The sequence below is a fragment of the Photorhabdus sp. CRCIA-P01 genome, assembly GCF_003545805.1.
GTDB lineage: Bacteria > Pseudomonadota > Gammaproteobacteria > Enterobacterales > Enterobacteriaceae > Photorhabdus > Photorhabdus antumapuensis.
On the sequence record NZ_NMQR01000020.1, the window covers coordinates 41305 to 66023 of the forward strand.

Sequence of the window (24719 nt, forward strand, 5' to 3'; positions counted from 1 at the left end):
AGGATAAAACTTTTTTGCTGGAAGGCCCATTTTTAACCCATTATTGACATTCATAGTTAACATTTCTGTTTAGATGATGAAATGCAGGGTGCTGCATAACAAAGTGGAGTTAATTTTTCATGAGGCCGCTGCCACAATTTGGGATCGCGAGGCGTTATTATTGCCACCCGAGACATAAGCGCCTGCATTGCGCCAGCCATTAATAAGGTAATTTTCTCTCTACGATTAGTTCTTTGTCTGCATTCCCAAGCCTGTACTCCTGCTTGCTGCACTTTAATGCCGATTTCACGATAGATACCATGAGCAGAAGCTATGACCCAGGCTGAACGCAAAGGTAAACCAGCAAGCCCTGTCAGAGCCGAAGTATAATAAGACTCCGCTTCCACCATCAATCGGGATACCACCCGAGCTAGTGCAGGACGGTTTTCGGTATAAATAAGTGTGTCCGGCATTAGTCCTTCTTGGTAAAGCCATTCTAGCGGAAGGTAGCAACGCCCGGCCTTCGCGTCCTCAATAATATCCCGAGCAATGTTAGTTAACTGAAAAGCAATTCCTAGATCGCAGGCCCGATCCAACACACTCGCCTCACGAACCCCCATCACCCTTGCCATCATCAGCCCAACCACTCCCGCGACATGGTAACAATATCTCAGAGTATCATCTAACGTTCTGCAAGGGTCACCGCGTACATCCATCGCGAATCCCTCCAGATGTTCGAAGGCCTGTTGCTGAGGGATTTCATGACTCAGAGCGACTATCTGAAAGGCTGCAAAGGTAGGTTCGGTCATCGGCAAACCGTCATAAGCCTGCTTCGTCAGGTATTGCAGCATTTGAAGTTTCTCGTGGGCGTCATACTTATCAACATTGCTTATTTGTCTCCCCAGTTCTTGCCCGTCTATTATATCATCACAATAACGGCACCAGGCGTACAGCATCATTGTGCTGTGCCGTGTTGCCGTATCGAAAAGTCGGGTGACACTAGCAAAACTTTTTGAGCCTTGCTCCATTATCTGAGTAACGTGTTTAAGTAGCATGGAATTCATCTGGTGATATCTTCTAACATCAATGTGGCTGTGGTTTTTGCTGATCCAATCACGCCGGGAATACCCGCTCCAGGATGCGTGCCTGCGCCGACGAGGTACAGATTATCAATGCGGTTGTCCCGATTGTGTGGTCGGAACCAGGCGCTTTGTGTCAGCAACGGCTCAAAGGAGAAGGCCGAACCTAGATGGGCATTTAGCTGATCACGAAAATCAAATGGGGTAAAGATACGATGAACGACTAACTGCTTGAGCAGACCGGGCATATAGTACTTTTCCAGATACGCGAAAATACGGTCACGTAAGCGTGGCCCCTCTATATCCCAGTTGAGATTAGCTGTCCCTAAGTGCGGTACAGGGGCCAGAACGTAGTAACTTGCGCATCCCGGGGGAGCAAGGGATGGGTCAGTAACACAGGGGGCATGGAGATAGAGCGAAAAATCCTCCGCCAGTCGGTCATGATAAAAAATATCTTCGATGAGTTCCTTATAGCGTGGACCAAAACAAACTGTATGATGGGCTAACTGCGCATGGTGGTGGCTCAGACCGAAATAAAGCACGAACAGTGAGTTGCTCATTCGTTTACGCACCAGTGTTCGGGCGCGGGCCATTCCGACCGGATGCTGACCCAACAGGTGCTTATAGGTATGCACAACATCGGCATTCGAGGCCACAACGTCACATGTCATATTTCGTCCATCAGTCAATTGTACACCTGTGACCCGATTGTCATGGGTGGTGAAGCGTTTTACCTTTGCATTAAGCTCAATTTTTCCACCAATGTCAGTAAACAATTTCACCATTGCCTCGACCAGGGCGCTGGTTCCTCCACGCGGAAACCAGACCCCCCATTCTCGTTCCAGTGCGTGGATCAAAGTATAGATAGAAGATACAGCAAAGGGGTTACCTCCTATCAGTAGCGAGTGAAATGAAAATGCCTGGCGCAGACTCTCATCCTTGATAAAGTGTGCCACCTGACTATAAACACTACGCCATGCGTGTAGACGTACCAACTGTGGAGCCGCACTCAGCATGTCGCGAAAAGAGAGGAAGGGCACTGTTCCAAGTTTCAGGTAGCCTTCATCAAAGGCTTCCCGGGAATAGTCCAGAAAGCGTCGATACCCGTTAACATCTCTTGGATTGAACGTATGGATTTGCGCTTCCAGATGTTGCTGATCATTGTCGTAATCAAACATCTTGCCCGACTCCCAACAGAGCCGATAAAAAGGGCGTACGGGAAGTAAATCGACGTAATCAGCCATACGTTTACCAGCCTGTGTGAACAACTCTTCAATGGCATTGGGAGCGGTGATTACGGTGGGACCGGCATCAAAGGTGAACCCCTGTTCCTTATAGACATAGGCGCGTCCACCTGGTTTATCCCGTTGTTCCAAAATACATGTCGAAATCCCCGCGGACTGGAGCCTTATTGCCAGCGCCAGCCCACCAAAACCAGCACCAATTATCAGCGCTTTAATCATGATAAAAACCCTGAAGCTTCTTGTGTTGTTTAAACATTGCCTTTAGGGCACCCTTTATCGGCACCGGTGGTTTACCTATGAGAATCCGGGCCTTATCGACGGAATTAAGTTGTTCCGCATAAAAACGCGCTATCAGGTCTGGGGAAAGTTGATAAAAACGTTGCATCACTTTCCAACGTTGTTGTGGCTCCCCAGCAAGGAAGAGCATGCGATTTAGAAGACGGAAAAAGCGTTGGTGTTGCCACTGCTGTCGTGCGTAATCCCTGAGGGTAATGAATAAGGAGGTATCGGTAAGCTCTGGCAGAGCAACAATACGATCTGCCAACCGAACGGCGTGTGGCAGAGAGTAGCCTGTTGTGGGGTGAAACAAAGCTGCACGTAACCCGCAGGTGGGCTGGCCTGCTAGTTGTGCCCAGAAAGAGGTAAAATCCCCTGTAAGTGTAATCGGGAGACAACCGCTCTCTTCTCGAACGAGTTTACCCAGTTTCCAGCCATGCCTCTTCGCGTACTCTGCGATAGTTGTTTGTGACAAGGACTTATCCGGTGTCCCTCGATCAACGTAATGAGTGTCCTCTATCAGCAGACGAGTTGAGGAAAACGGCAGGACATAGACAAAGCGATAACCTGTATTCTGTCCCACACTGGTATCCATTAAAATCGGATGGGTTAAAGAGTGCGGCTCTTCCAGCTCCCATTCCTGACCAAAAAATGCCTGGGTACCATTCCCCATAAACGGTCCTGGTCGCCAGCCTCTCCCATCAATGACTGCGCCTGCACTTAGAGCCGAACCGTCTTGTAAGTAAACCTTCCGTGGCGTCAGCTCCTGTACCAATAAACGAGTCTGGATACGCTCACCCAAATACGCATGGAGTATGTTGGCAAAGTGTCGGGACGTGACACTGAAATATGAATGTGGCAATGTGCGTTGAAATGCTGGAAAAATTACGTCGTAACCTGACCATCGATAGGTGATCAGCGGTGCTATCCACCTATGTTCTGCCTCGGTAAGATCGTGTTGATGAAATGACCACGTGTGATTGCCCCCTATTGTTTCTGTGTTTTCAATAATCAATACTCGCAGATGCGGTTTACACTGCTGAAGACGCATCGCGATCAGCCCGTTAGCCAATCCTCCCCCCACCAAAATCAGATCCCAGTCGTACATCATTTTATTGATCCTCCGACAATCACAAAGTTATTAACCTCATCGAGAGTCATATACATCACGGAAATTCGTGTTTGTTGAAAGGGATTAAAGATATTCAGTCATAGCGGAAAAACTCATGTTGGTAGCAGAACAGCTGTACGCAGCGCAGTAATATCGGCGCTTCCTGTGCAAAAGCAGGCGACTTTTATCTGTTCAATAATTAATTGGAAATGTTCTATAACTGCATCTGTGGAGAGGGCTGCACTATGTATGACGGCAGCGGCCTGACCGACCAATTGTGCCCCCATGCAATAAGCTTTGGCGGCATCAACACCATTTCTGATACCGCCAGAGGCGATCAGTGGCATATTTGGAAGTGCCTCGCGTATTTCACGCAGTGCTGTTGTGGTCGGAATTCCCCAGTCAGCAAATGCCATGGCCAATGCGCGGTGATACGGTGTGGGCGCTCGTTCGGCTTCAATCGCTGCCCAACTGGTTCCCCCAGCTCCGGCTATATCCAGCATACTGACTCCAGCTTCTGCCAATTGGTATGCGACAGGCAGCGATAAACCTGAACCTACTTCTTTAACAATTATGGGCACCCCAAGTTTTGTTACGAGTTGTTCAATAGCATATAGAACATGGCGCCAGTTACGGTCTCCCCCCTGTTGCAGCGCCTCCTGTAGCGGATTCAGATGGATAATTAGAGCATCGGCTTCAATCATCTGTACTGCTCGCAGAGCATAATTAAACCCGCGCTCGCCACGAATTTGGGCTGCCCCGAGATTAGCGAAAAGGAGAATATCAGGAGCTATCTGACGTAGTGAGTGGCTAAGCCCATCGTTTGCCTCATTTTCAAGAGCAACACGCTGCGACCCGACCCCCATTGAAATTCCCAGTACTTGAGCTGCCTCTGCAAGATGATGATTAATCGCATGAGCACGATGAACCCCTCCCGTCATAGAGCTTATGAGCAGTGGCGCCTGCAAAATTTTTCCAAAGAGGGAACACTTAAGATTTATACTGTCTAGATCCAATTCTGGCAGAGCACAATGCTGAAATCGCCACTCAGCAAACCCCGTTTTTACCTGGGTCTCAGTTTGAGGGGAATGGAATATAATATCCAGATGCTCATTTTTACGCTGAGTGTGATCGATCTTTTTCATTTTTTTCGGGCCAAGGTTGAAATTAATTAAACATCGCAATATTTTTATCAAACCAGCGTTGTATAAAATATCGTGAGGCTGAATGTCTGCGACACACTACCGCCAAGTATTTATCAATGTATCTGATGTGCTTGTGTAAATGTTCATGTACTTTAGATTTTCCGAGAAGAGTCACCATTGTTAACTTCTCCTTATCCTGATACATATCTTTCCCTGTATTATTCTGGTCATCGTTCAAGTCATCCAGTAATTGAAACGCCTGCCCCAAATGTTGTGATACATGACGTAATGCCTGACGAGTTATATCAGGTGCATTCACAGCAATTGCCGCTAACTGGAATGTTGCGTCGAAAAGCAAGCCGGTTTTTAAATCGTTGGTAGCCGTAATGGTATGATAATTACCAGTACATGATCTATTGTTCAGATCGCGAAACTGCCCTTGGACAAGACCGTTTAAACCGATTGCATGGGAAAGTATGGCGACAGCAGCAGATTTATCGTATTCAGAAAGGTTTGTTTTTACAATGAGGCCAAAAGCCCGGCTCAGCAAGGCTACAGCCGCCAGGATCGCGACACTTTCACCATACTGCCGATGAATAGCTGGGCGTCCGCGCCGATGCTCAGCATTATCCATGCAGGGAAGATCGTCTAAAATTAATGAGGCTGCATGCACTATTTCAATTGCAGATGCCAGCTGTAGAAAGTCACTCTTCCTGGGGTTTTCTCCAAGATCCAAGACTATGAGCAGCAATAAGAGAGGGCGGATACGTTTTCCAGACACCAGTGTACTTTCTCGCATGGCTGCGCAGACTTTGTCATCCGGGGCTCCTGAAGGAAGTACCAGTTCTAGGTGCTGTTGTAGTGCACTCTGTAGCTCCAGTAATGTCTCTTCGTAATTCATAACGCGTGCAGTATTAACGTTCATAAATATTTCCCGAATCACGTAAATAATTTCACTAATCATTTGAAAAACAATGATAAGTTTATATTGCTACTGGTTTTAGGTTTCTAGCATAACTTCATTTATCCAGCAGTGGTGCATTCCCATTGGGATATGGTGCGGCAAACGTAATCTGCACGCCATTGAGAGATCATCAGCATTTAAAACCACGATATCTGTACAGTGTAATTTTTCGACATAAACCTTGAAAATAAGCCAACCATCATCTTCTTTAACAGAATCCTCTTTGGCTACAAAAACAGGTTCTTCAGGCAAGTCATTATCAAAACTGTGGCTTAATACACTCTCGTTAAAAAAATCAAATTTAATTATTGATCTCTCTTCACTTTCAGAATCCCCCCAGCAAACGAACCAGGCATATCGGTTCTTTCTACCACAGACTATAGGGTTTATGGCTGGGAAATCAGTATTTCCCCTGAATAAAATTTCTTTATCGACATTCCCGGATACAGTGGATAAAGTAAAACGACAAAGCTCTGAACTATTATTTTCAAATATATTGTGTGTAAATACTGGGAATGACCTCCAAAATGAGGCATCAAAAATCACATTCCCACTGGCATCTTCATAGCCATTTACGAAGTGAAAAATAAATCCAGGAACTGCATCATAGAATTTCGCATCATGGCATTCTCTTGAAACTAAAAGAATTCTGCTATCTTCACTTTCACGTGAACTCATGGATGCAAGGATGCTTTCATTGCCAATTATATTCCTCAACGTAAGCTTTATATGCGGTCCACCTAAAAAAAATAAAAAGTAATTTTTTGTCACTATGAAATCGTGAATTAAGTACCTTTTCTTAAACCGAATATTGCGTATAACAGTCAGGTCACCGGCACTGTCTATTTTGTATAGCGTCAACTTAGAACCAATACCATATGTCACACCAAATCCATATAAATTATCATCATCTGGTATTTTTTTAGGATGTGCTGTAAAGGGTACTTCACAAAGGTTAAGTTTGGGAAGGAAAGAAAATCGTGTTCTTAGCTTTCCAGAAAAATCATATTTTGAAATTGTCTCAAGAGTTACCGGATTAATTAAATGTGGCATCCCTCCTTCCCATAACGCCAAAAGTCTATGAGAATGATACACAATATTTGTATTTGCCGGATTTTTAATAATAAAAAATCTCATCCTGAGTTTTAGTTTTTTGGGGACGGTTCCAACTGAGCGATACAGTAACCTTTGAGCTTTTTCCTCTCTTAAGTATTCCTTTGTTAATACATGTCTGTTTCTATAGAATACCCCATTATCACTGAACGTTACTTTAAATATCATCCCATCTCCATCAAATGGATGATTATAATATTCGTCTCCTCTGTGCAGGCGACCGGGACCAATTCTAAAGAAAGTACCTTTTAACTTTGAAGGAACTTCTCCCTCAATAGGAACTAATTTTGAATCAAGTTCCTCCAACTGAGATTGAAAGGGATTCAGATGGTTTTTCGAGAATACAAAATTGCTCAAGTCTTCACCTCTATATTTCCAACCGAATACCGAATAATAAGTAATGATTTAATACCGGCGCTCTATTAAGAAGATACAACGATATTAAAGTAACAGCACTGTGCTGAAGATGAACAGAACTATTTTTTTTCAAATGGATTTTTATAACTGAAATCACAAAAAAGAATTCTGCTACTAACTAACACACTTTTGGTGTGATGGTGTACATGTAGAAGGGTGACTGAAATATTAGGAGCAATGCCTGATAAACGTGTTCTCAGGCTCGGAACGTGAGAGAGTGCAAGCATGAACTGTCCCCCAAATGTTGGACACTAATCCGTACATAGGGAGGCAGTTTAAAAATGGAAGGTTTATACTCGTTATCCTTCAAGTTGCCTCTTTGTTGGCTGCGCTCACTCACCCCGGTCACATAGTTAGCCATGCTCCCGGGGATTCACTCCCTTGCCGTCGCGATGCATCTTGAAATCCATAGGGTATATATGTATTACGAAATATCGATCAAACCAAGATCACTACTTAATGTCGTACCACTGATATCGTAGCTGGCAAGTACTTGGCTTCCTTTTTTGTATAAAAAAGCTTTACGGGCTTCATTATCATTTCCCCATACTACAAATACATGCATAAAAACTATTGAGCCATCAGGAACTCCAAGATCGCCAGGGTCAACAGTATCTGTTAATCCAAGAGTAATATTATTACCTTGTTTACTTAAATGCTTTTCACCGTCGCCATCCATATAACTGAATTGGATTCTAGCAACAAATCCACCTGAATTTTTAAGACTCATCTTGCCAATTTCTTGCAATGTCATCACAGTCTCCTTTTGAGAAAAAATTAATAACATTTAGCTATTCAACTACATAAGTCGTCTAAGATGTATTAAATAAAAAATAAACCTTAACAGGTGAGGTAAATAACACATTAAAACCACTATAACAAATAATTATTATAGGTATTCTATGAAAAAATAAAAATTATCTTGATAAGCACCAAGAATAAATGATTWCCTTTCGTTAGATATTTAGTATGGTTACTATTTCTATTTTCAATCCAATGATATATTTATTTTTATATAATAACACCTTAATTGTTTTAATTGTTTTAATTGATAATAATTTCAATTTATAATATTTTGCGGTTTATCATAGTAATTAAGACATAATCACACTGTGAGTAAGTAATTTCGTGTTTCTTTAATAACTCAGTAGATACTTTGCCATCTTGATTTTTTCTCAATCGATTATCTAATTGGTTTATGACAACAATTTACTTTTGGGTAAATACTTAATTAAAGTCTGTGCATGCGTATAATAAATACAAATGACTTTATCTAATACTATAAGATAAAGTCATTGGGTGTTTTGTACCCCAATGTCTTACATGGGAGATTATTAAGTTTATTTATGACGAATTTCATTTCCTACTTTTGTTACCGATGAAAAGTCTGTTTCCTAATATCATCTGCCCTTTTTAGCTGTTCAAGTAACTCTTCATAAAGTTGTTGTAGGATTTGGTATGAAATATCAGTTAATCCGTTGTTTATATCGTCAAATGCAACAAGCAGTTCTTGTTGCAAAGCAGTTAAATGCTGAGAAAAAATGATACCTTATTCCATGACCAATCCTCTAAATGGATGCTCCAGTAAAACGAATATAGCTATTTAATTTTGGCTCAATTGACTCAGTGTGGGGCCTCCATCCATTATTACAAAGGATGTATTTTAGTAGCTTTGTCTCATTGTAAAGTATCTAACAAGTCGATGGCTATTCACCTCTGGGTTTGAATATTCTGATAAAGTTACTCTTAAATGGTTGTATTAATATGTACCATGGTCTTTTTGGGTATGGCTAATTGGGCTTTTGATTTCTGAATTCTTTTTTGGTCTGCTCTATTGAAACAGGGTGATATTAATCACTTAAACCGAATGTTGAAATTAGAGTCGAGCACCCAAAGCTTAATGGTTAAAAGGGAACTGACAACGTGTTACACTCTTAGTTCAAAGTCGGTTTGAGTGGTTAAGGTGGTTCGTTTGGGTTTGGTAGACTCTCTTTTCATTGTCAACTATAGTAATCTATAACAATTAAATAGCCATCGTTGAGCGAACTACAGGTATTTAAAATTCATCCAATCAATTGTTGTCTCTATTATTCCCATATGAGGTTAATCGTTGGAGAATCAGCTGCTGATAGTAAATAGGGGGCAGTTTTTCACCTAAGAGCCAGCTCTGAAGTGTTCTATGTGGGACACCGAAAAGCACATCACACATCATCTTTTGTGTAAGCTCCAGTTTTTCTTGGTGTTTTTTGAGTTCTTTACTGAAGTTCGGCTTTAAAGTCATAGTATCTTTTTTCAAATTAACAATTGACCAATGCGCACTGAGTGCGTATTATTGAATTTAATATATGATACCTGAAGTAGGTCAAGCATACCATGTCAACAGCTGTCGAAGAATACACTACTCACTATACTGATGCGAATAATTGCATAGAAAAATTGCAGGATAAATACCGAGAAAAACTTCTTGTAAACCAAGACTTAAATAGGAAAATGGTCAGTTTTCAAGCTAATAAGAGTGAACCTATCTTCCGTTGGTTTTATTATAGAGAAGGTTTTTCAAAGCAATTAATAGAGTATATTTTAGACAGTCTAGGTGCTCGAACTGGGCAAACATTGTTAGACCCATTTGCTGGTACTGGTGCAGCTCCTTTTGTTGCAGAAACGTATAAGCAGATGAATGGAATAGCGGTGGAATTGATGCCTGTTGGTGCTTTTTTTATTCAATGTAGGAATGCATTTGCACAATTGTCTTCGGAAGAGATTATCGATTATGCAAAAAGAGCATTAAATAGCCGTGAAGAATGGTTGTCAATTAAACCGGAATGGACCTTTGGTCATCTTAGAATTACTAAAGATGCATTTTCTCAAGAATCAGAACTCGAGTTATGTAAGTATAAAAGTTGGTCGTCCCAGCAGCTTGATGAAACTTTTCGTTTATTTCTGGATTTTGTAGCGTTTTCTATTCTTGAAAAATTCAGTTTTACTCGCAAAGATGGACAATATTTACGTTGGGATTATCGCTCTCCGAGATTTTTCAATAAAGAGAAAAAAACTAATTTCAACAAAGGAACGATTTATTCTTTTTTTGAAGCCCTAAGTGATAAATTGAAAAACATTATTGATGATCTCAACCACGCTGAAGACTTATTTGAAGAAAGTTGCAGATTGGAAAATAACCAAATTAAAATTTTTCAAGGGTCTGTATTAGAGAAGATAGATGAACTTGCAGATGAATCTGTAGATATCGTAATAACATCGCCGCCATACTGTAACCGTTATGATTACACAAGAACTTATGCTCTTGAGCTCGCTTATCTTGGGATAGGTGAAGATGAGCTCCGAGAGCTTCGTCAAACACTGCTGACTTGTACTGTAGAAAATAAGCCGAAGCAATTTGAATGGATTGAAAGTTCACTTAAAAATACAGTTGATACTGTTTTTTCTAAGCAAGAGTGTTTACAAAAAATTATCGCATTTTTGGAGGATGAAGCTAAGAGGGGAGCCCTAAATAATAAAGGCATAAAAACGATGGTCGAAGGGTACTTCTATGACTCTGCTATTCACTTAGCTCAAGTGGCTAGAAAAATGAAAAAAGGGGCTAAATATGTCATGGTGAATGATAATGTACGTTACAATGGCTTGGAAGTACCGGTTGATCTGCTTCTAAGTGAGATCGCCTCAGAATTTGGATTAAAAACAGATGTAATATGGGTGCTTCCTAAAGGAAAAGGCAACAGCTCGCAACAAATGAAAAAACATGGGAGAAGCGAGCTGAGGAAGTGTATTTACATTTGGGAGAAAGAGTAATCGTAATAGCTGATGCTATCCGACTATGAAATTATGATATCAATAACTTCATTAAATTGGTCAATATAGTTTATGTTAGCTGCACCGGAAAGCCAGCCCGACTGCAATAGACTAAATATTTCAGTCGACATGGCTGTTTCTATTGCTGATCCGAGAAAAATGAATTTAGGCATATTGATACCCTGATTTTCGAAGGAGACAGCTATTCTTTCCAGTGCAGTTTTTGCTGTTTTCCAGTGTTCGTCGGCTCCGGCTGGATCTATTCCGCCTTTTAGCTCTCCGCAACATAAATAATCTTCAGGGTTTTCGAGGTTACCAGTTGCAGCAGATGTGCCTTTAACCACTATTATGTCTACAGATTTACCAATAAATTGTGGTTTTTTATCGAAAATTACTCTTCTATCATTCCAGCAAATAGTAACTGTCTTGTTGGAGGTATTAAATAACCTACTTGGTCTGATGCCTATCTGTCCTAATCTAGTAACGATTGCTTCTGTAAGTTTTTCTTGGGCAGACTGACCGACAATATTACGCATTGTACCACCTAACGAGTCGCCTGAAGTCAAGAAATACTTTCTTACTAGTGAGTTTACATATTCCGGATCTTGTAATTTTTCAAACTCGATAAGATTAGTGATAATTTCATCTTGAGCTTCTCTAGTTAAGTGGGATAGGCTTTTTTTCGATAACATACAAGACGCAATGACAACATCAGTGATTATCTTGTCTCGACGTATATCTTCGATAGATTTAATTTGGTTTGCTGCTTTTATGAAATAATTTGCGTTTGAAAAAAAAGCCTTTGTTCTATTGGCTTTTTCGTTAGCCTGCCAAGAAAAACCATTTACAGTAGCTTCTTTTGTTGTGACTAGATCACTAGCCTTTGTAACTGTTCTCATTTTAATCTAAACCATTTTTTGTTGGACTTATGAAGTTAGTTATACCTGAGATCTGGTATAAGATTTTTATGAATCATAACTTAATAGTTTTAATGAATCTTTACAATAAGGTTGCTTGGGCTGATTAAGAACTTTGTATGTTTATAGTAGTTAACTATCCAAACAGTTAAAATCAATCGTTCCGTGTTACAGCTTAGCGCAATAGCACGATGAGCCTAAGCTAGGGGGAGACCTTGTAAATAATTCTGTGGTGCGACACAAGGCTGCTCCTGTGATTGTTTCAGCTAATAAGTTGTATTTTAAGAGCAGTGAAACCTGCTGTTTCACCAGCCGTTCTCCACCCGGTTGTGTGTTGAAAGTAATTTCAGGGTGCAGAGCATCGGGAACAACGTAGCCGCAGGTGGTGAAGGAGCAAGGGATAAGGGGATGGTCAGCAAAAGTGAAGTAATGTTTATGTGACCAAAGCGGCTGTCAGGTTTCAGCCAAAAGGCACGAAGGAATCCTCCCACACATAGTCGAATTACAATTCGACCCTATCACAAACGGAGTTAGCTAAAGAATTATGATCACTAAGGTGTGCTCTAGTTTTATAGTCTCGATTTTGAGTGCATTGGAATGAATGCCTTACTCTCGTACGTTATCTGATCAAATGCGGAGTCGAACTGATTCAGGGTGTGTTTAACAATAGAGCTCAATGTCAATTAATATTTATAACCATCTGTTTTTATTATGGTATTTTTGTCTGGATTCGAATGTAATTCATTGATTATCAGAACAAGTTCCCTTCAATACGTTGGCATGATACGTGATATGCTCGCCGATAAAACTGGCGACAAAATAGTAGCTATGATCATAACCAGCGCGCAGGTTCAATGTGTAGGGATAACCCGTATTTTCGCATACATCTTTTAGCAGCTCAGGACGTAACTGTTCTTTAAGAAACGGATCATCAGTACCGATATCAATTAACATATGCAATGGTTCGGTGCTATTAGCTAGCAGCTCGACTGTATCATAGGCTTTCCATGTGTCACGGACCTCTCCCAGATAAGCGCGAAAAGCTTTTTTCCCCCAAGGAACCTGAGAGGGAGCAATAATCGGTGAAAAGGCCGATACACTGCGGTAACGATCCGGATTACGCAGCGCGATTGTCAGTGCGCCGTGGCCGCCCATAGAGTGGCCACTAATGGCCCGATCGTCTGTTGCTGGGAAGTGTGCTTCGATCAGTTCCGGTAGCTCTGACACCATATAATCATACATGCGATAGTGCGGCACCCAGGGCTCCTGTGTTGCGTTGAGGTAAAAACCGGCTCCCTGGCCCAAATCATAAGCGTCATCATCTGCAACTTTCTCACCACGTGGACTGGTATCTGGGGCGACAAGGACAATACCCTGTTCGGCAGCGTAGCGTTGAGCACCGGCTTTAGTAATGAAGTTCTGCTCATTGCATGTTAGTCCTGAGAGCCAGTACAGCACCGGTAATTTCTGATGTTCAGCCTGAGGAGGAAGATAGACAGCAAAATTCATGGTGCAGCCAAGTACGGCTGAGTCGTGCTGATAAACATCTTGCCATCCCCCAAAACAAGCGTGGCGTTCAATCCTCTCCATTCTTTTCCTCTCTGTAAAACGTATAGGTTCACTCATTTCACGGTGAACTTGACCATCGTTTCCTATTTTGTTAAAAACCGCCTGTCACAGCACGGTTTTTAACTCCCGCAAAACCTTAGTAATGGATAACTGTGCGAATCGATTTTCCCTGATGCATCAGTTCGAATGCTTCATTGATGAGCTCAAGCGGTAAAGTGTGAGTAACAAAAGGTTTTAATTCAATTTCACCTTGCATTGCCTCTTCCACCATTTTGGGCAACTGACTGCGGCCTTTAACACCGCCAAAAGCAGTGCCTCGCCACGAACGGCCAGTGACCAGTTGGAATGGTCGGGTTGATATTTCCTGACCAGCACCAGCCACACCAATAATCACTGATTGCCCCCAGCCACGGTGCGCACTTTCGAGCGCGGCACGCATAACATTGACATTACCAATACACTCGAAGGTGTGATCCACTCCCCATTCCGTCATCTCGATAATAACTTGCTGGATAGGTTTGTCGTGATCATTTGGGTTCAGGCAGTCGGTTGCACCGAACTGTCTTGCCAGCTCAAATTTTGCCGGATTTGTATCGATGGCAATGATCCTGCCAGCTTTTGCCTGACGAGCTCCTTGGATCACGGCAAGGCCAATTCCGCCGAGCCCAAAGATGGCAACAGAGTCATCAGGCTGCACTTTAGCGGTATTGTGCACTGCTCCAATGCCGGTAGTGACACCACAGCCCAGTAGGCACACTTCTTCATGATTTGCTTCGGGGTTGATTTTTGCCAATGATACTTCGGCTACGACTGTGTATTCGCTGAATGTGGAGCACCCCATATAATGATAAATAGGCTGTCCTTTATAGGAAAAACGGGTTGTGCCGTCCGGCATTACCCCTTTCCCCTGAGTTGCCCGTACAGCCACACACAAGTTGGTTTTTCCTGATTTGCAGAACAGGCACTCTCCGCATTCTGCGGTATAAAGAGGGATAACATGGTCACCGGGTTTGACGCTGGTGACGCCTTCGCCAACCTCAATGACTACACCTGCGCCTTCATGCCCGAGTATGACAGGAAAAACGCCCTCTGGATCATCCCCTGACAGGGTGAAGGCATCCGTATGACACACGCCGGTATGACTGATTTTGACCAACACTTCACCGGCTTGGGGCGGGGCTACATCGATTTCAATAATTTCAAGGGGGTGGCCTGGTCCGAATGCAACAGCAGCTCTTGATTTCATAAGCTCTCCTTTTGAATAGACAGTGCTACGCGTTTGCGAATACAGATTAATAAAGTCAATCGAGTTGTCAGCGAAGATATCTTTGTAATAATTTGTTAAGAAAATGACTTCGCATCTGTAGGAATGATACAAAAATTTTAACATTAATACGTGTTTTAAGATAACTTATCCATCAGGAACACCAAGATCACCTGGGTCAGCAGTTTTTGTTGCTCCAAGATTAATATCATTACCTTTATTACTTAAATGCTTTTCACCGTCGCCATCCATATAACTAAATTAGATTCTAGCAATAAATCCACCTGAGTTTTTAAGACTCATCTTTCCAACTTCTTGTAATGTCATAATAGTCGAATCCGCCCCCTAAGTTTATTAATTCATTATATTTTAAAGCGAATTCAGGTAACTACTCCATTGCATGTTCAGCAAGTTGGGTATCTCTCCATTTTCCACTTTCATATCCAACACACATTCCTAAAATCTAAGGTTCTACATCCAAACAGCGAACCCTGGCCATTAAAAAAGGGGATGGATGTGGAATGCTCTCACTTTTACTCATCAAATACTTCAGTTATCAGTAGGTATTGCCAGATGTTTTAATATACTTTGAGGACTAAATTAATTGTATAGCTTAACTCTTTGTTATATTAGTAGCTTACTGAGTTGCATAAATTTATTATATAAATAGTTTTAAAATAAAACTATCATTATCAATGAAGCCCTTGATAGCGGTAAAACTTTGGAGGATTTCGCTATTCATGCTCATCCTAATCTTGCATATGTTATGGACGGCCCGCTTAGACATCACTCAAATGGTAAATATCTGCTATGTTCTCTAAAAAGTCGATATTCATGTTCTATTCCGGTAATTTGTTAAAAGAAAATTTTTATACTTGCCTGGTAAAAGTGCAACTTCTCCCCAATTAAGCTCTTTTGTCCAATATCCAGTCCCAACGGAAGTAATAGAGGCATAAAAAACAATGATACGATTTTCTGCTCTCCCTGAAACTATTCTTCTGGGCTCAGCGACTTTATTCCAGACTCTAACTCTGAAATCTGCATAATGTTTCGGAGTATTAAGTTTTAACCAAACTGTAGAATGATTAGTGTGTTTATCTATCTTCGTTATTTCACCAAAATAGAAGTTTGGGATTTCAACTTCATTGTGTATATCGTTAACATCTTTCAATGAATCGCAAAAAAGGTAACGATTAGAATATCCGGTTTCATCAACAACAAAGATCTCTCTATAATAATTATTTCTGAAGTTGGCACAGAGAGATTGAACACTTGTTATTTTGCTTGGGAGTTTAAAAGTTTGGCCATTATGTCTTGATACAGGAACGTCAACTATTCGCCCGTCTTTGCTTTCGAAGTGTGTCTCAAGCGGTTCTTCGTCACCATCATAAGGTTGACGGGGATTGTTTTCGGGCCTCTCCTGCATAAACCCATCGATAACGATCAGTTCCTCATCCTCAATCGCTTTCTTGGCTTCTTCCTCACTTGAGTACCGTTTGCCAGTAACAGCACCACTTCTTAGAAGGCAGAAAGGTGCATCTTGAGTTGGGAGATGTCTGAAAAGAGCGTGACGCCCATCAGACATAACAGAAGATTCAGGATCCAAAGGTACTCTTATAAGAGGCTCGTAGCATTGGGGGCAAATCAAGTGCTCCTTCATAACTAACTGATAATCAAGAGGCTCAACCTCATTACGTACAAGCTGAGCAATACCATGAATACGTTTATCCCAGTTAGGATCATAATAAGCGTAAGCTATGCGACGACCAGTCATACGAAGAAATCCTCTATTACTATAAGTCTCCGATTCTATAATTAATAACAAAATAAAATGTGAAATGAAATAGATTTTAAATATCTTCTAATTGAATGTATGAATTTTTCGGCATTGGATCCTGCGTTGTTATTAGTATTGAAATAATTTAGTTAGTAGGTAAAATTTACTTTATTTTTTACAAAGCTGTTAAGAAAGAGAAATATTTATTTGTTTGTTAAGTAATTATTAAATAACAATAAGTTTTACTTGTGACTTTTTAGACCTCGATTGACACAATGGATGAAATGGTGATGGAACAGCACAATTCAAAACGTGAAATACAGGATATTTTATTAGAAGCAATGGAAAAGAGAATATGAATTTATCGGATGTGAGGTGTGATTGGTAAGATTATTCATCCTACTAAAATAGCAACCAAAATTATTATGTCAGGAATAATATAGTGACGACCGGATATTGATCTGAAAGAGATGTGCAAGCTGACGGGAAAGAACAAACCCACACTTTAGCGAATGTATGCGAAGCGGAATGAGTTTCCCAAACCAGAGAGAACTCCAAGCGGAATTTTCTTAGGATGGCCGGAAACAACATATGAGGAGTGGGTTAGAAAAGATAAAACACAGAATAACTAACTTGACCCGTTACTTGACCCGCTGCTATTGGCGGGTTTGTTTTTCTTTATGTAACTCTTTGATTTCCTACAGGATTCGATAAAGTGAATTATTTTGTTGTTTTTGAATGGTTTTATTTAGTTCAATTATCTTGCATTCCCCCTGTAATGCCCCCAAATGAATTTGCGTGATTCCTCTATAAACAGTACCAGTTAGCTTGTATCTTTAGTATGTTCGATTAACATTAAGCATTTGGAAAAATATTTTCAGAGCTATGTTGTGAAATTAACTAAACTTCAAATTAAAAATTTCCGTTCACTGAAAAATCTTCAGGTTGACCTTGAAGAGTATATTTCAATTATCGTCGGCAAAAATAACTCAGGAAAAACATCACTACTTCTGGCACTTGAACGCTTCCTTAGTAGCAAAAATCCGCATTTTGAGTTGGACGATTTCAACATTGACTTTCAAAAAGACCTCGTTAAACTCATTGAAAATGATATAATTCCTACTGAGCCTTTTCTTGGTGTGTCACTTCGATTGTTCATCAAGTATGAAGAGGATGACGATCTTGCTAATGTCGGGAACAAGATAATTATGGATCTTGACCCCGAGAATAACTGGATCGTTCTGGACTTCCTATACCAACTTTCTCCAGAGAACCTTAATTTTCTCAAACGAGACTATATAGCTCACTGCAAGAAAAAAGGTGTGAAAGCCCAATCCGCACTTGATTTTCTTCGAGAAAACCATAGCCGCTACTTTAAGCTTGCACGTAGAAGTATCCAATTTGATTATGTATCACAAACAGCCCAAGAGGATTATTACGTCGATCTAATCAAAGAAGGAATTCGTTTCGAAGATATCATTTCCTTCAAGCATATTAATGCTCGACGGTCTGTATCAAACAAAGATTCAGACCGAAGCTTATCGACTATGTCAGCAAAAATTTATTCAGCAATTTTAAACAATGCCGATGAGGAAGATGTTTTTGACGATTTCAAGGAGGCACTAAACAATACAGACGGACAGCTAGATAACATCTATGCTGATCTTTTCAAAGACATTATTGATGATGTCAGGATATTTGGTGGTATCAGAGAGGGTGATACTCAAATTCAAATCAAGTCAACCTTGCAGCATCGTGAACTACTAGAGGGAAACACCACAGTAATGTACGGGCAAGGAAAAGGGGATTATGTCTTGCCCGAAAATTTTAACGGGTTAGGCTACTTGAATTTAATTAGTATGATCTTCGATATTAAAATTATTCTAAATGAGTTTAAGCGAAGCAAGTCTCCAAAGCCCGCAGACATAAATTTGCTATTTATCGAAGAACCCGAGGCTCATACTCACCCACAAATGCAAGCTACATTCATAAAAAATATCAAAAAATTGCTAGGCGAGGTTATAACTAATACTGATGGTATCACGAGGCCATTACAGACAATTATATCTACGCATTCTGCTCATATCGTTACTGAATCTGATTTCGAAGATATCCGGTACTTCAAGAGAGGCAGTGGAGGGACGTACTCCAAAAACCTTAAGGATCTAGAAACATATTATAATAATGCTGGACATAATGAGCATTACAAGTTTCTTAAACAATATCTGACAATTCACCGATCACAGCTTTTTTTCGCAGATAAGGCAATCCTTGTAGAAGGTGAGACAGAACGAATATTACTACCTGCTATGATGCGAAAAAAAGATCAATCCGATGAAGCAGAGTCTTGGGAAACAGGTATTCAGTCCCCAGTACCTTTGCTTTCTCAAAATATCTCAGTAGTTGAAGTTGGCGCACACTCACAAATTTTCGAAATTTTCTTAGATTTTATTGGGATAAAAACCCTCATCATTACAGATATTGATTCAGCGATGGAACAGAACCGTACCGCAAAAGATGGGCAATCTAAAATAAATAAGGAGGGCCATCCTATTAAAGATCTATGCGCTCATGAGGTAACGGGCGCGACGCATACTACAAACAAAGCTCTTCAGTTCTTTTTCAATGTAGGTCCCAAACTCAACTATTTTCTTGAATTGAAAAGTGAGGAAAAAAGAGTCCATAAAAATAAAGCTACCAACAAATGGGGAAGTAATCCCGCTGGGCAAATCATGTGTGTCTATCAGATTTTAGAAACTAATGTAGATAGTGCAGCTTACCATGCTCGTAGTTTTGAGGATGCTTTTCTTCATGTTAATCGGCAATTCATGGGTGGTGCCTGCGATGGGAGTGGTGATATTGGCAAGACAAAATTTCCAAGCCTAGCTAAGACGCATCTAACACAATATCTTAACGGTGGTTCTCCTTTTGAGATGGCAGAAAAGGGTATTACCAAAAAACCGTCATTCGCTATTGAGATCCTTCTTAATAGCCAATCCACTACAGTTACAAAGAAAAATTCTGCCAGGAAGTCGAAGGAATTCGACTTAGAATTCAGCAATTGGGAAACGCCACAATATATTGATGAGGGGCTTACATGGATCAAAGCGGATTGAAATTAGAACCTGAGGTAGTCAATATACTCAAACATATTGACGAAGGAAAAAATTTTCTCTTAAGCGGAGGGGCTGGAAGTGGTAAAACCTATTCTTTAGTTCAGGTTATAGGCGAACTTCTGAGGATTGATCCATGCTCATTTATTGCATGTATTACCTATACTAACGCTGCTGTCAAAGAGATAGAATCTCGTATTTCTAGTAGGCGGCTTTCAGTCAGCACAATTCACGATTTTTTATGGAACGTAATTAAGCTCTACCAAAAAGAACTGCGCAATGCTCTAATCAAATTGATGGACGGGGAAGATCCCCAGATTAAACCGAATAATACAATTGTATCTAAAGATATGTTCGATGGAAAGTTTATAGAATACAAAGAATTCAGAATTTTAGAACAAGGAATTATTTCTCATGATGAAGTCATAATTCTTGCACGAAGTATTTTTGAAGAATACCCGAAAATTCGGGATATTTTAAGAGATAAGTTCCGCTATATTCTAGTTGATGAGTACCAAGATACATCTCCTGACGTTATAAATATTCTTCTCGATTTCCTTCCCTTAAGCTCTCGCAAAGGAATATGTGGCTTCTTTGGTGACAGCATGCAATCCATCTATGATGAGGGAGTTGGAACAATTCAAAATTACATTAATAACGGTATAGTAAAAGAAGTACAAAAAGAGCAGAACCGCCGTAACCCACAACTCATTTATGAACTAGCAAATAAACTTCGTGATGATAGCTTAATACAACATTATTCTGATGATCAAAACGCGCCCAATATGAATAATGGTATAATTAAAAAGGGTAATATATGTTTCTATTATTCTTCCGGAAAAATAGATAAACTGGATTCTGTTCGTAATCATCTAAATTGGAATTTTGATGATGTACTCGAAACTAAAGAACTTAATTTGACTCACAATCTCATTGCACCTCAAGCAGGCTTTGGGGATCTAATGGAAATATATGACAAAGATGGTATACTAGATTTTCGAGATCGAATCGTGAAATTTATCACAAAGCATGATGATTTCAATAAATATAGCGAATTAACATTCGGTGAAGTCATTGATGAGATCCGAAGAGGTAAAACGAACAAAGGACTGAACGCTGTCAGCCCAACACCTCAGATGCAAAAGTTTATTGATACTCACCCTGATTTATTTGATGAGGCAAAGAAGAATAATTTTCATCTATTTAGACATATGTATGTCAACAAAGATCAACTTATCGATGATAACAAGCTTAGTGAAGATGACGTCCGACGAAAAGGAGCACAACAGTGTGACTTTATTAAACATATCTTCAAAATACAAGCAATTATCCATCTTTATGAGCAGAGACGGTACAACGATTTCTTGCGAAAAACAGAATTCCAACTCAAGCATGTCAGTGATAAAGTACGTTTGAAAGAGTGTATAGAAACTATTTGCTCGATGAAAGATTGTCCTATTATTGATGTTATTAATTTTGCTCATACGCATAAACTTTGTATTAAAGACGACCGATTTCACAATTTTGCTCAAAGGAAAGAGTATCTTTTTAATAGACTCATTAATGTTAAATATGTATCTTTTCAAAAACTTTACGAATATCTGGAAGGGCGTACTGCATTTTCAACTCAGCATAAAATTAAAGGAAGAGAGTTTGATCGAGTACTGGTCGTTTTAGATTCAGGAGGATGGAATAAATATAATTTTAACCATCTTTTTGAAAAAAGTGGTACAGAATCTGTCCGATTAAGGACGCAAAAGTTATTTTATGTTTGTTGTACACGTGCAAAAGAAAGTCTAGCAGTGTATTTTCGTGATCCATCAGATGCAACTCTTGCACAGGCAAGACATTGGTTTGGGGCTGAAAATGTCATTAAAATTTGATGAGAAAGAAATGAATAAAAATATATAGCACAATTAATATCCATTTGAATTTATCATTCAAAATTAATTGATAAAGATAAACATTCTGATTAAGTTGCTTAGTGATAGTGTATTGTGAAAATCTGTCTTTAAACTAAAAAATCTGTATCTTTCTGTTTCGGTCAGTTGATATAAGCTATGGCGGGAAAGACGTTATATTATAGCAACTGACCACCTTTCTGAAAAATTGCACTTATTAGTCGAATCCGCCTGGTAATATCATTTTATCTCATGGCTTATTTCACTGGAATAAAACTATTCAGTAGAAACTTTGCGAATTGTCCGTTCAATAAGCTGACCATCCATATCAAAATACCGACTAGGCCAAATTTCCGAAGGGTGTATTCCGAGATAGTCTGCAATAATCCACTCACCTTTCGGCCATGGACGACTTAATGTATTTGCCAGCGTAGATGAACTGAGTCCCGCTTCACGAGAAACAGCCGCTAAGGTTGTACCACGCTTACGTAATGCAGCGATAATATCGGCTTGATGCCAGTCATTTCTAACGCTAGTCATTCCTGCTATCCCTTCCATTAATCAATATTGGTGGTGGCGATTCAAACAGGGTTCGCGGACCGGCGTTCACTTCCGGCAAGGCAAAGCCTTCCCTGCCTGAACCGCCATTGAGGGACGATAGCAGGCACACTGGCAAAAAGATTATTTACCAGTGCCCGTGAACGCAAGACCGCGACGCCTTGACCATTGGATTTTGCCAATGGTTCAGTTACTTTAACCGATTGTATTATCTGACTCAATAACCGAACTATTAAGTTCAACAACTATATCAATCAGAACCGTTAAATAATCGCCTACTCCGTATTGCCTTCATCAATAGCAAGCCAGTCGGCAATGACTTTTTCTTGCCATATATCAACTCCAATTTTCGTCCTGACTGGCTGAGGAAAATTTCCTTGTTGCATTAACTGATAAAACCACTGTTTTGATAAACGAGTTTTTTGCATTACTTGTGCCAGAGAAAGTGTTTTAACTTTTGTCATTATTCATCCTTCCCTTGGCTATAAATCCGCTCAACATAACGCCCGCGGCCATCACCATGTCCCAAATCCATTGAAACCAGTGCCCGTGCTTCCTGACGACTAAAGCCATTTTGTTGGTAAAAACTTAGTGCACCTTGCGCCCACGCATACCGTAAACTATGGGGAGAATGACAACCTTTTAAACCAATCCTTGTGGTATGTGTCCTCCAGTAGTTCATGGCCTGTTTGAGATCCGGTTTATCAATCAACCTGCCGTTACGTTGCTCTGCAATGGCAATTGCATGTTCTACAGCCTCTTTCACCGCAGCAACATTCAACACACGAGTTTGCCTTGGTCGGCTACCTTTTGTACCGAAAACAATATGAAGTTTTGGCTCCGGCTGCTCTAACTGCTTCTGCCAGCTTTTCAATGAAGCACTACATTGCACAGCTTCCTGAGAACGTAACCCCATCAAGCGAGCAAGTTTTAATGTGACTGCAAATCCTGCATCACGTTTAAGTGCCTTCTGATAAACAACCTGAAACATGGCATCAGGGATCGCTTGCTTCGTTCCGGCTCGGCTGGCACCACCTAATCCTAATGCCTGATTACTCAAACGCGGAGAGGTTTCCAGTTTTTCCCTGCCTGCCATGCGGAAGATATTACGCAGCGCGGACATTTCATTCTGCACCGTTCGTTTAGCAACGCCCTGAGATAAACGGGCATCAACGTAATGCTCTACATGCTTGGCTTTTAGATAGCAGAGACTTTTAACCTGAATATTCAGTCTCAATAACAACGCGCCCAAACGCTCCGCAATCTGAATACGGGCATGGCAGGTTTTATGGCTGCCGCCACCCTGCCGGGCGAAAAATTTTAATTCCTTAATCAATCGGCTCATCGGCTTCTCCCTACTTATACCTGACAACATGCAATCTCTGGCGCGCGACAGTGCTGACAAAACAGGAAATGCCTGCTTTGTCCTTGACGGATATCTGTGCGCCAGAGTGAACGCGGGTTGAGGTATTGAGGGGTATCGGTTGAGTACGCTGTACTGCCGCCTGTATTAACAGGTCATCCCCACTGGCAAAAAACCAGCCTCGATATCGTCAAGTTTTCCTTTTGATGTTTTTTTGATCTCAAATAGCAGTGTCAGATTCACTGCGCTGTTAAACAGGCATGAGCCTGTAATAGTCATGTTGTTCTTTTGCTGCGGCGTCACTTTCAGCGGTAAACCGGCAAAAAGTGACGCCTAAACATTGGGGCTAATAAATAGAAGTAGGGTAGGTGTTTGCTGATGCCTGATGGCATAGCAAAGTACTGACCATAGCAGTGTAAAACTGTCGCAATATGCTGATATTGAGAAATAATCCCGCTGACCGCCTGATAACTCAGGCAGCGGTTAGTTAAGGTGTGAGCCAAGCAAACCGGGTGCTTTAGCTTACGTGAAGTGAAATGAGGTTAAACATGTGGCTTAATCTCATTGGAGCGAAAGGCAAGTAAAGCTGTCCTGTCTGACTCCTGGGTATAAGAAGAACTCTTTTCCTCCGGGATAAACAACCCCCGTGAGTGAGTCAAATGTATAAGTGCACCTTTATCGCTTTCATTTCGCGATCCCCGCTCTCAAAGGATAAGTGGGGTTATCAGCCTCATGGTATCTGACGGCCTTCTCTTTTCAGATCAGGGAGAATTTTAGGTATGGTCGCTCGAAAGCGCTTCTTCACAGACCTTTTAGAAGCATTGAGTGCTGTCAATGGCAGCAATAGCGGATCACTCGAAAGCGTTTCCTCACAGATCCCTCGGAAACATTGGCGGCTGTCGATGACAGCGATTAAGTACGGCAAGGTTAGCGCAGGATTTAACACGTAGCAATAGGGAACAGATAATTTAATCAGTTAGTTAGACTGTTGATTAGATATGCTGACGAAATCAGCTTATTGATGACTATGACATGGGCGTTTTCTGGCTGACGCGCTATGCTTGTCTTCTCTGGTTTGTCTGGCTAATACATTAACCAGACAAACCAGAGATTTTGAAAAAC

The 24719-nt window shown here is 40.8% G+C and carries 19 protein-coding genes and 1 pseudogene; 4 read left to right on the plus strand and 16 right to left on the minus strand.

Going from position 1 to position 24719, the window contains the following annotated elements:
• Positions 1-56: 56 nt before the first annotated feature.
• The 7 genes from crtB to D3222_RS13330 form a co-directional block, all read right to left on the minus strand.
• On the minus strand, positions 57-1043 hold the full coding sequence (gene crtB, locus D3222_RS13300; RefSeq protein ID WP_118986605.1) for a 15-cis-phytoene synthase CrtB: 987 nt from the start codon (positions 1041-1043) through the stop codon (positions 57-59).
• Positions 1040-2521, minus strand: coding sequence for a phytoene desaturase (locus D3222_RS13305; protein WP_118986606.1), 1482 nt, complete (start codon positions 2519-2521; stop codon positions 1040-1042). Before D3222_RS13305 ends, crtB begins: the two co-directional genes overlap by 4 nt.
• The gene (gene crtY / locus D3222_RS13310) at positions 2514-3689 is read right to left on the minus strand and encodes a lycopene beta-cyclase CrtY (protein ID WP_118986607.1); all 1176 of its coding nucleotides are present in this window, start codon (positions 3687-3689) and stop codon (positions 2514-2516) included. The genes D3222_RS13305 and crtY overlap by 8 nt, the downstream gene beginning before the upstream one ends.
• Positions 3690-3802: 113 nt before the next feature.
• On the minus strand, positions 3803-4834 hold the full coding sequence (fni, locus tag D3222_RS13315; RefSeq protein ID WP_118986608.1) for a type 2 isopentenyl-diphosphate Delta-isomerase: 1032 nt from the start codon (positions 4832-4834) through the stop codon (positions 3803-3805).
• 22 nt (positions 4835-4856) lie between these two features.
• Positions 4857-5759 (minus strand): polyprenyl synthetase family protein, encoded by a 903-nt coding sequence (locus D3222_RS13320; RefSeq protein ID WP_118986609.1) that lies wholly within the window; start codon positions 5757-5759, stop codon positions 4857-4859.
• Positions 5760-5834: 75 nt separating this feature from the next.
• On the minus strand, positions 5835-7268 hold the full coding sequence (locus D3222_RS13325; protein WP_157975325.1) for a carotenoid oxygenase family protein: 1434 nt from the start codon (positions 7266-7268) through the stop codon (positions 5835-5837).
• Between the two features lie 484 nt (positions 7269-7752).
• Positions 7753-8082: a hypothetical protein gene (locus D3222_RS13330; RefSeq protein WP_118986611.1), complete on the minus strand. Its 330-nt coding sequence runs from the start codon at positions 8080-8082 to the stop codon at positions 7753-7755.
• Between the two features lie 1619 nt (positions 8083-9701).
• Here D3222_RS13330 and D3222_RS13340 point away from each other — a divergent pair.
• The gene (locus tag D3222_RS13340; RefSeq protein WP_118986613.1) at positions 9702-11135 is read left to right on the plus strand and encodes a site-specific DNA-methyltransferase; all 1434 of its coding nucleotides are present in this window, start codon (positions 9702-9704) and stop codon (positions 11133-11135) included.
• A 23-nt stretch (positions 11136-11158) separates the two neighbouring features.
• On the opposite strand, the gene D3222_RS13345 is transcribed toward D3222_RS13340, so the two are convergent.
• The 4 genes from D3222_RS13345 to D3222_RS13360 form a co-directional block, all read right to left on the minus strand.
• The gene (locus tag D3222_RS13345; RefSeq protein WP_118986614.1) at positions 11159-12034 is read right to left on the minus strand and encodes an AvaI/BsoBI family type II restriction endonuclease; all 876 of its coding nucleotides are present in this window, start codon (positions 12032-12034) and stop codon (positions 11159-11161) included.
• A 759-nt stretch (positions 12035-12793) separates the two neighbouring features.
• Entirely contained in the window at positions 12794-13642 is an 849-nt protein-coding gene (fghA, locus tag D3222_RS13350) for an S-formylglutathione hydrolase (protein WP_118986615.1), read from the minus strand.
• Between the two features lie 115 nt (positions 13643-13757).
• Positions 13758-14867 carry an S-(hydroxymethyl)glutathione dehydrogenase/class III alcohol dehydrogenase gene (locus D3222_RS13355; RefSeq protein ID WP_118986616.1) on the minus strand — a complete coding sequence of 370 codons (1110 nt, stop codon included), beginning with the start codon at positions 14865-14867 and terminating at the stop codon, positions 13758-13760.
• Positions 14868-15717: 850 nt separating this feature from the next.
• On the minus strand, positions 15718-16659 hold the full coding sequence (locus D3222_RS13360; protein ID WP_118986617.1) for a hypothetical protein: 942 nt from the start codon (positions 16657-16659) through the stop codon (positions 15718-15720).
• A 272-nt stretch (positions 16660-16931) separates the two neighbouring features.
• On the opposite strand from D3222_RS13360, the pseudogene D3222_RS25985 reads away from it, so the two are divergent.
• From D3222_RS25985 to D3222_RS13380, 3 genes and pseudogenes are all read left to right on the plus strand, one after another.
• Positions 16932-17021 (plus strand): annotated as a pseudogene (locus D3222_RS25985) (ATP-dependent helicase); the annotation flags it as partial.
• Positions 17022-17552: 531 nt separating this feature from the next.
• Positions 17553-19778: an ATP-dependent nuclease gene (locus D3222_RS13375; RefSeq protein ID WP_118986618.1), complete on the plus strand. Its 2226-nt coding sequence runs from the start codon at positions 17553-17555 to the stop codon at positions 19776-19778.
• Positions 19760-21658, plus strand: coding sequence for a UvrD-helicase domain-containing protein (locus D3222_RS13380; protein ID WP_118986619.1), 1899 nt, complete (start codon positions 19760-19762; stop codon positions 21656-21658). The genes D3222_RS13375 and D3222_RS13380 overlap by 19 nt, the downstream gene beginning before the upstream one ends.
• Positions 21659-21952: 294 nt before the next feature.
• Here D3222_RS13380 and D3222_RS13385 read toward each other — a convergent pair whose 3' ends face one another.
• From D3222_RS13385 to D3222_RS26455, 5 genes are all read right to left on the minus strand, one after another.
• Positions 21953-22216 (minus strand): helix-turn-helix domain-containing protein, encoded by a 264-nt coding sequence (locus D3222_RS13385; protein WP_049582926.1) that lies wholly within the window; start codon positions 22214-22216, stop codon positions 21953-21955.
• Positions 22217-22257: 41 nt separating this feature from the next.
• A complete protein-coding gene (locus tag D3222_RS25060) occupies positions 22258-22455 on the minus strand; it encodes a hypothetical protein (protein ID WP_139180571.1) in 198 nt (65 codons plus the stop codon).
• A 54-nt stretch (positions 22456-22509) separates the two neighbouring features.
• Entirely contained in the window at positions 22510-22698 is a 189-nt protein-coding gene (locus D3222_RS13390; RefSeq protein ID WP_049582925.1) for a helix-turn-helix transcriptional regulator, read from the minus strand.
• Positions 22698-23579 (minus strand): integrase domain-containing protein, encoded by an 882-nt coding sequence (locus tag D3222_RS13395; RefSeq protein WP_118986620.1) that lies wholly within the window; start codon positions 23577-23579, stop codon positions 22698-22700. Before D3222_RS13395 ends, D3222_RS13390 begins: the two co-directional genes overlap by 1 nt.
• 165 nt (positions 23580-23744) lie before the next feature.
• Positions 23745-23876, minus strand: coding sequence for a hypothetical protein (locus D3222_RS26455; protein WP_255417035.1), 132 nt, complete (start codon positions 23874-23876; stop codon positions 23745-23747).
• Positions 23877-24719 lie beyond the last annotated feature (843 nt).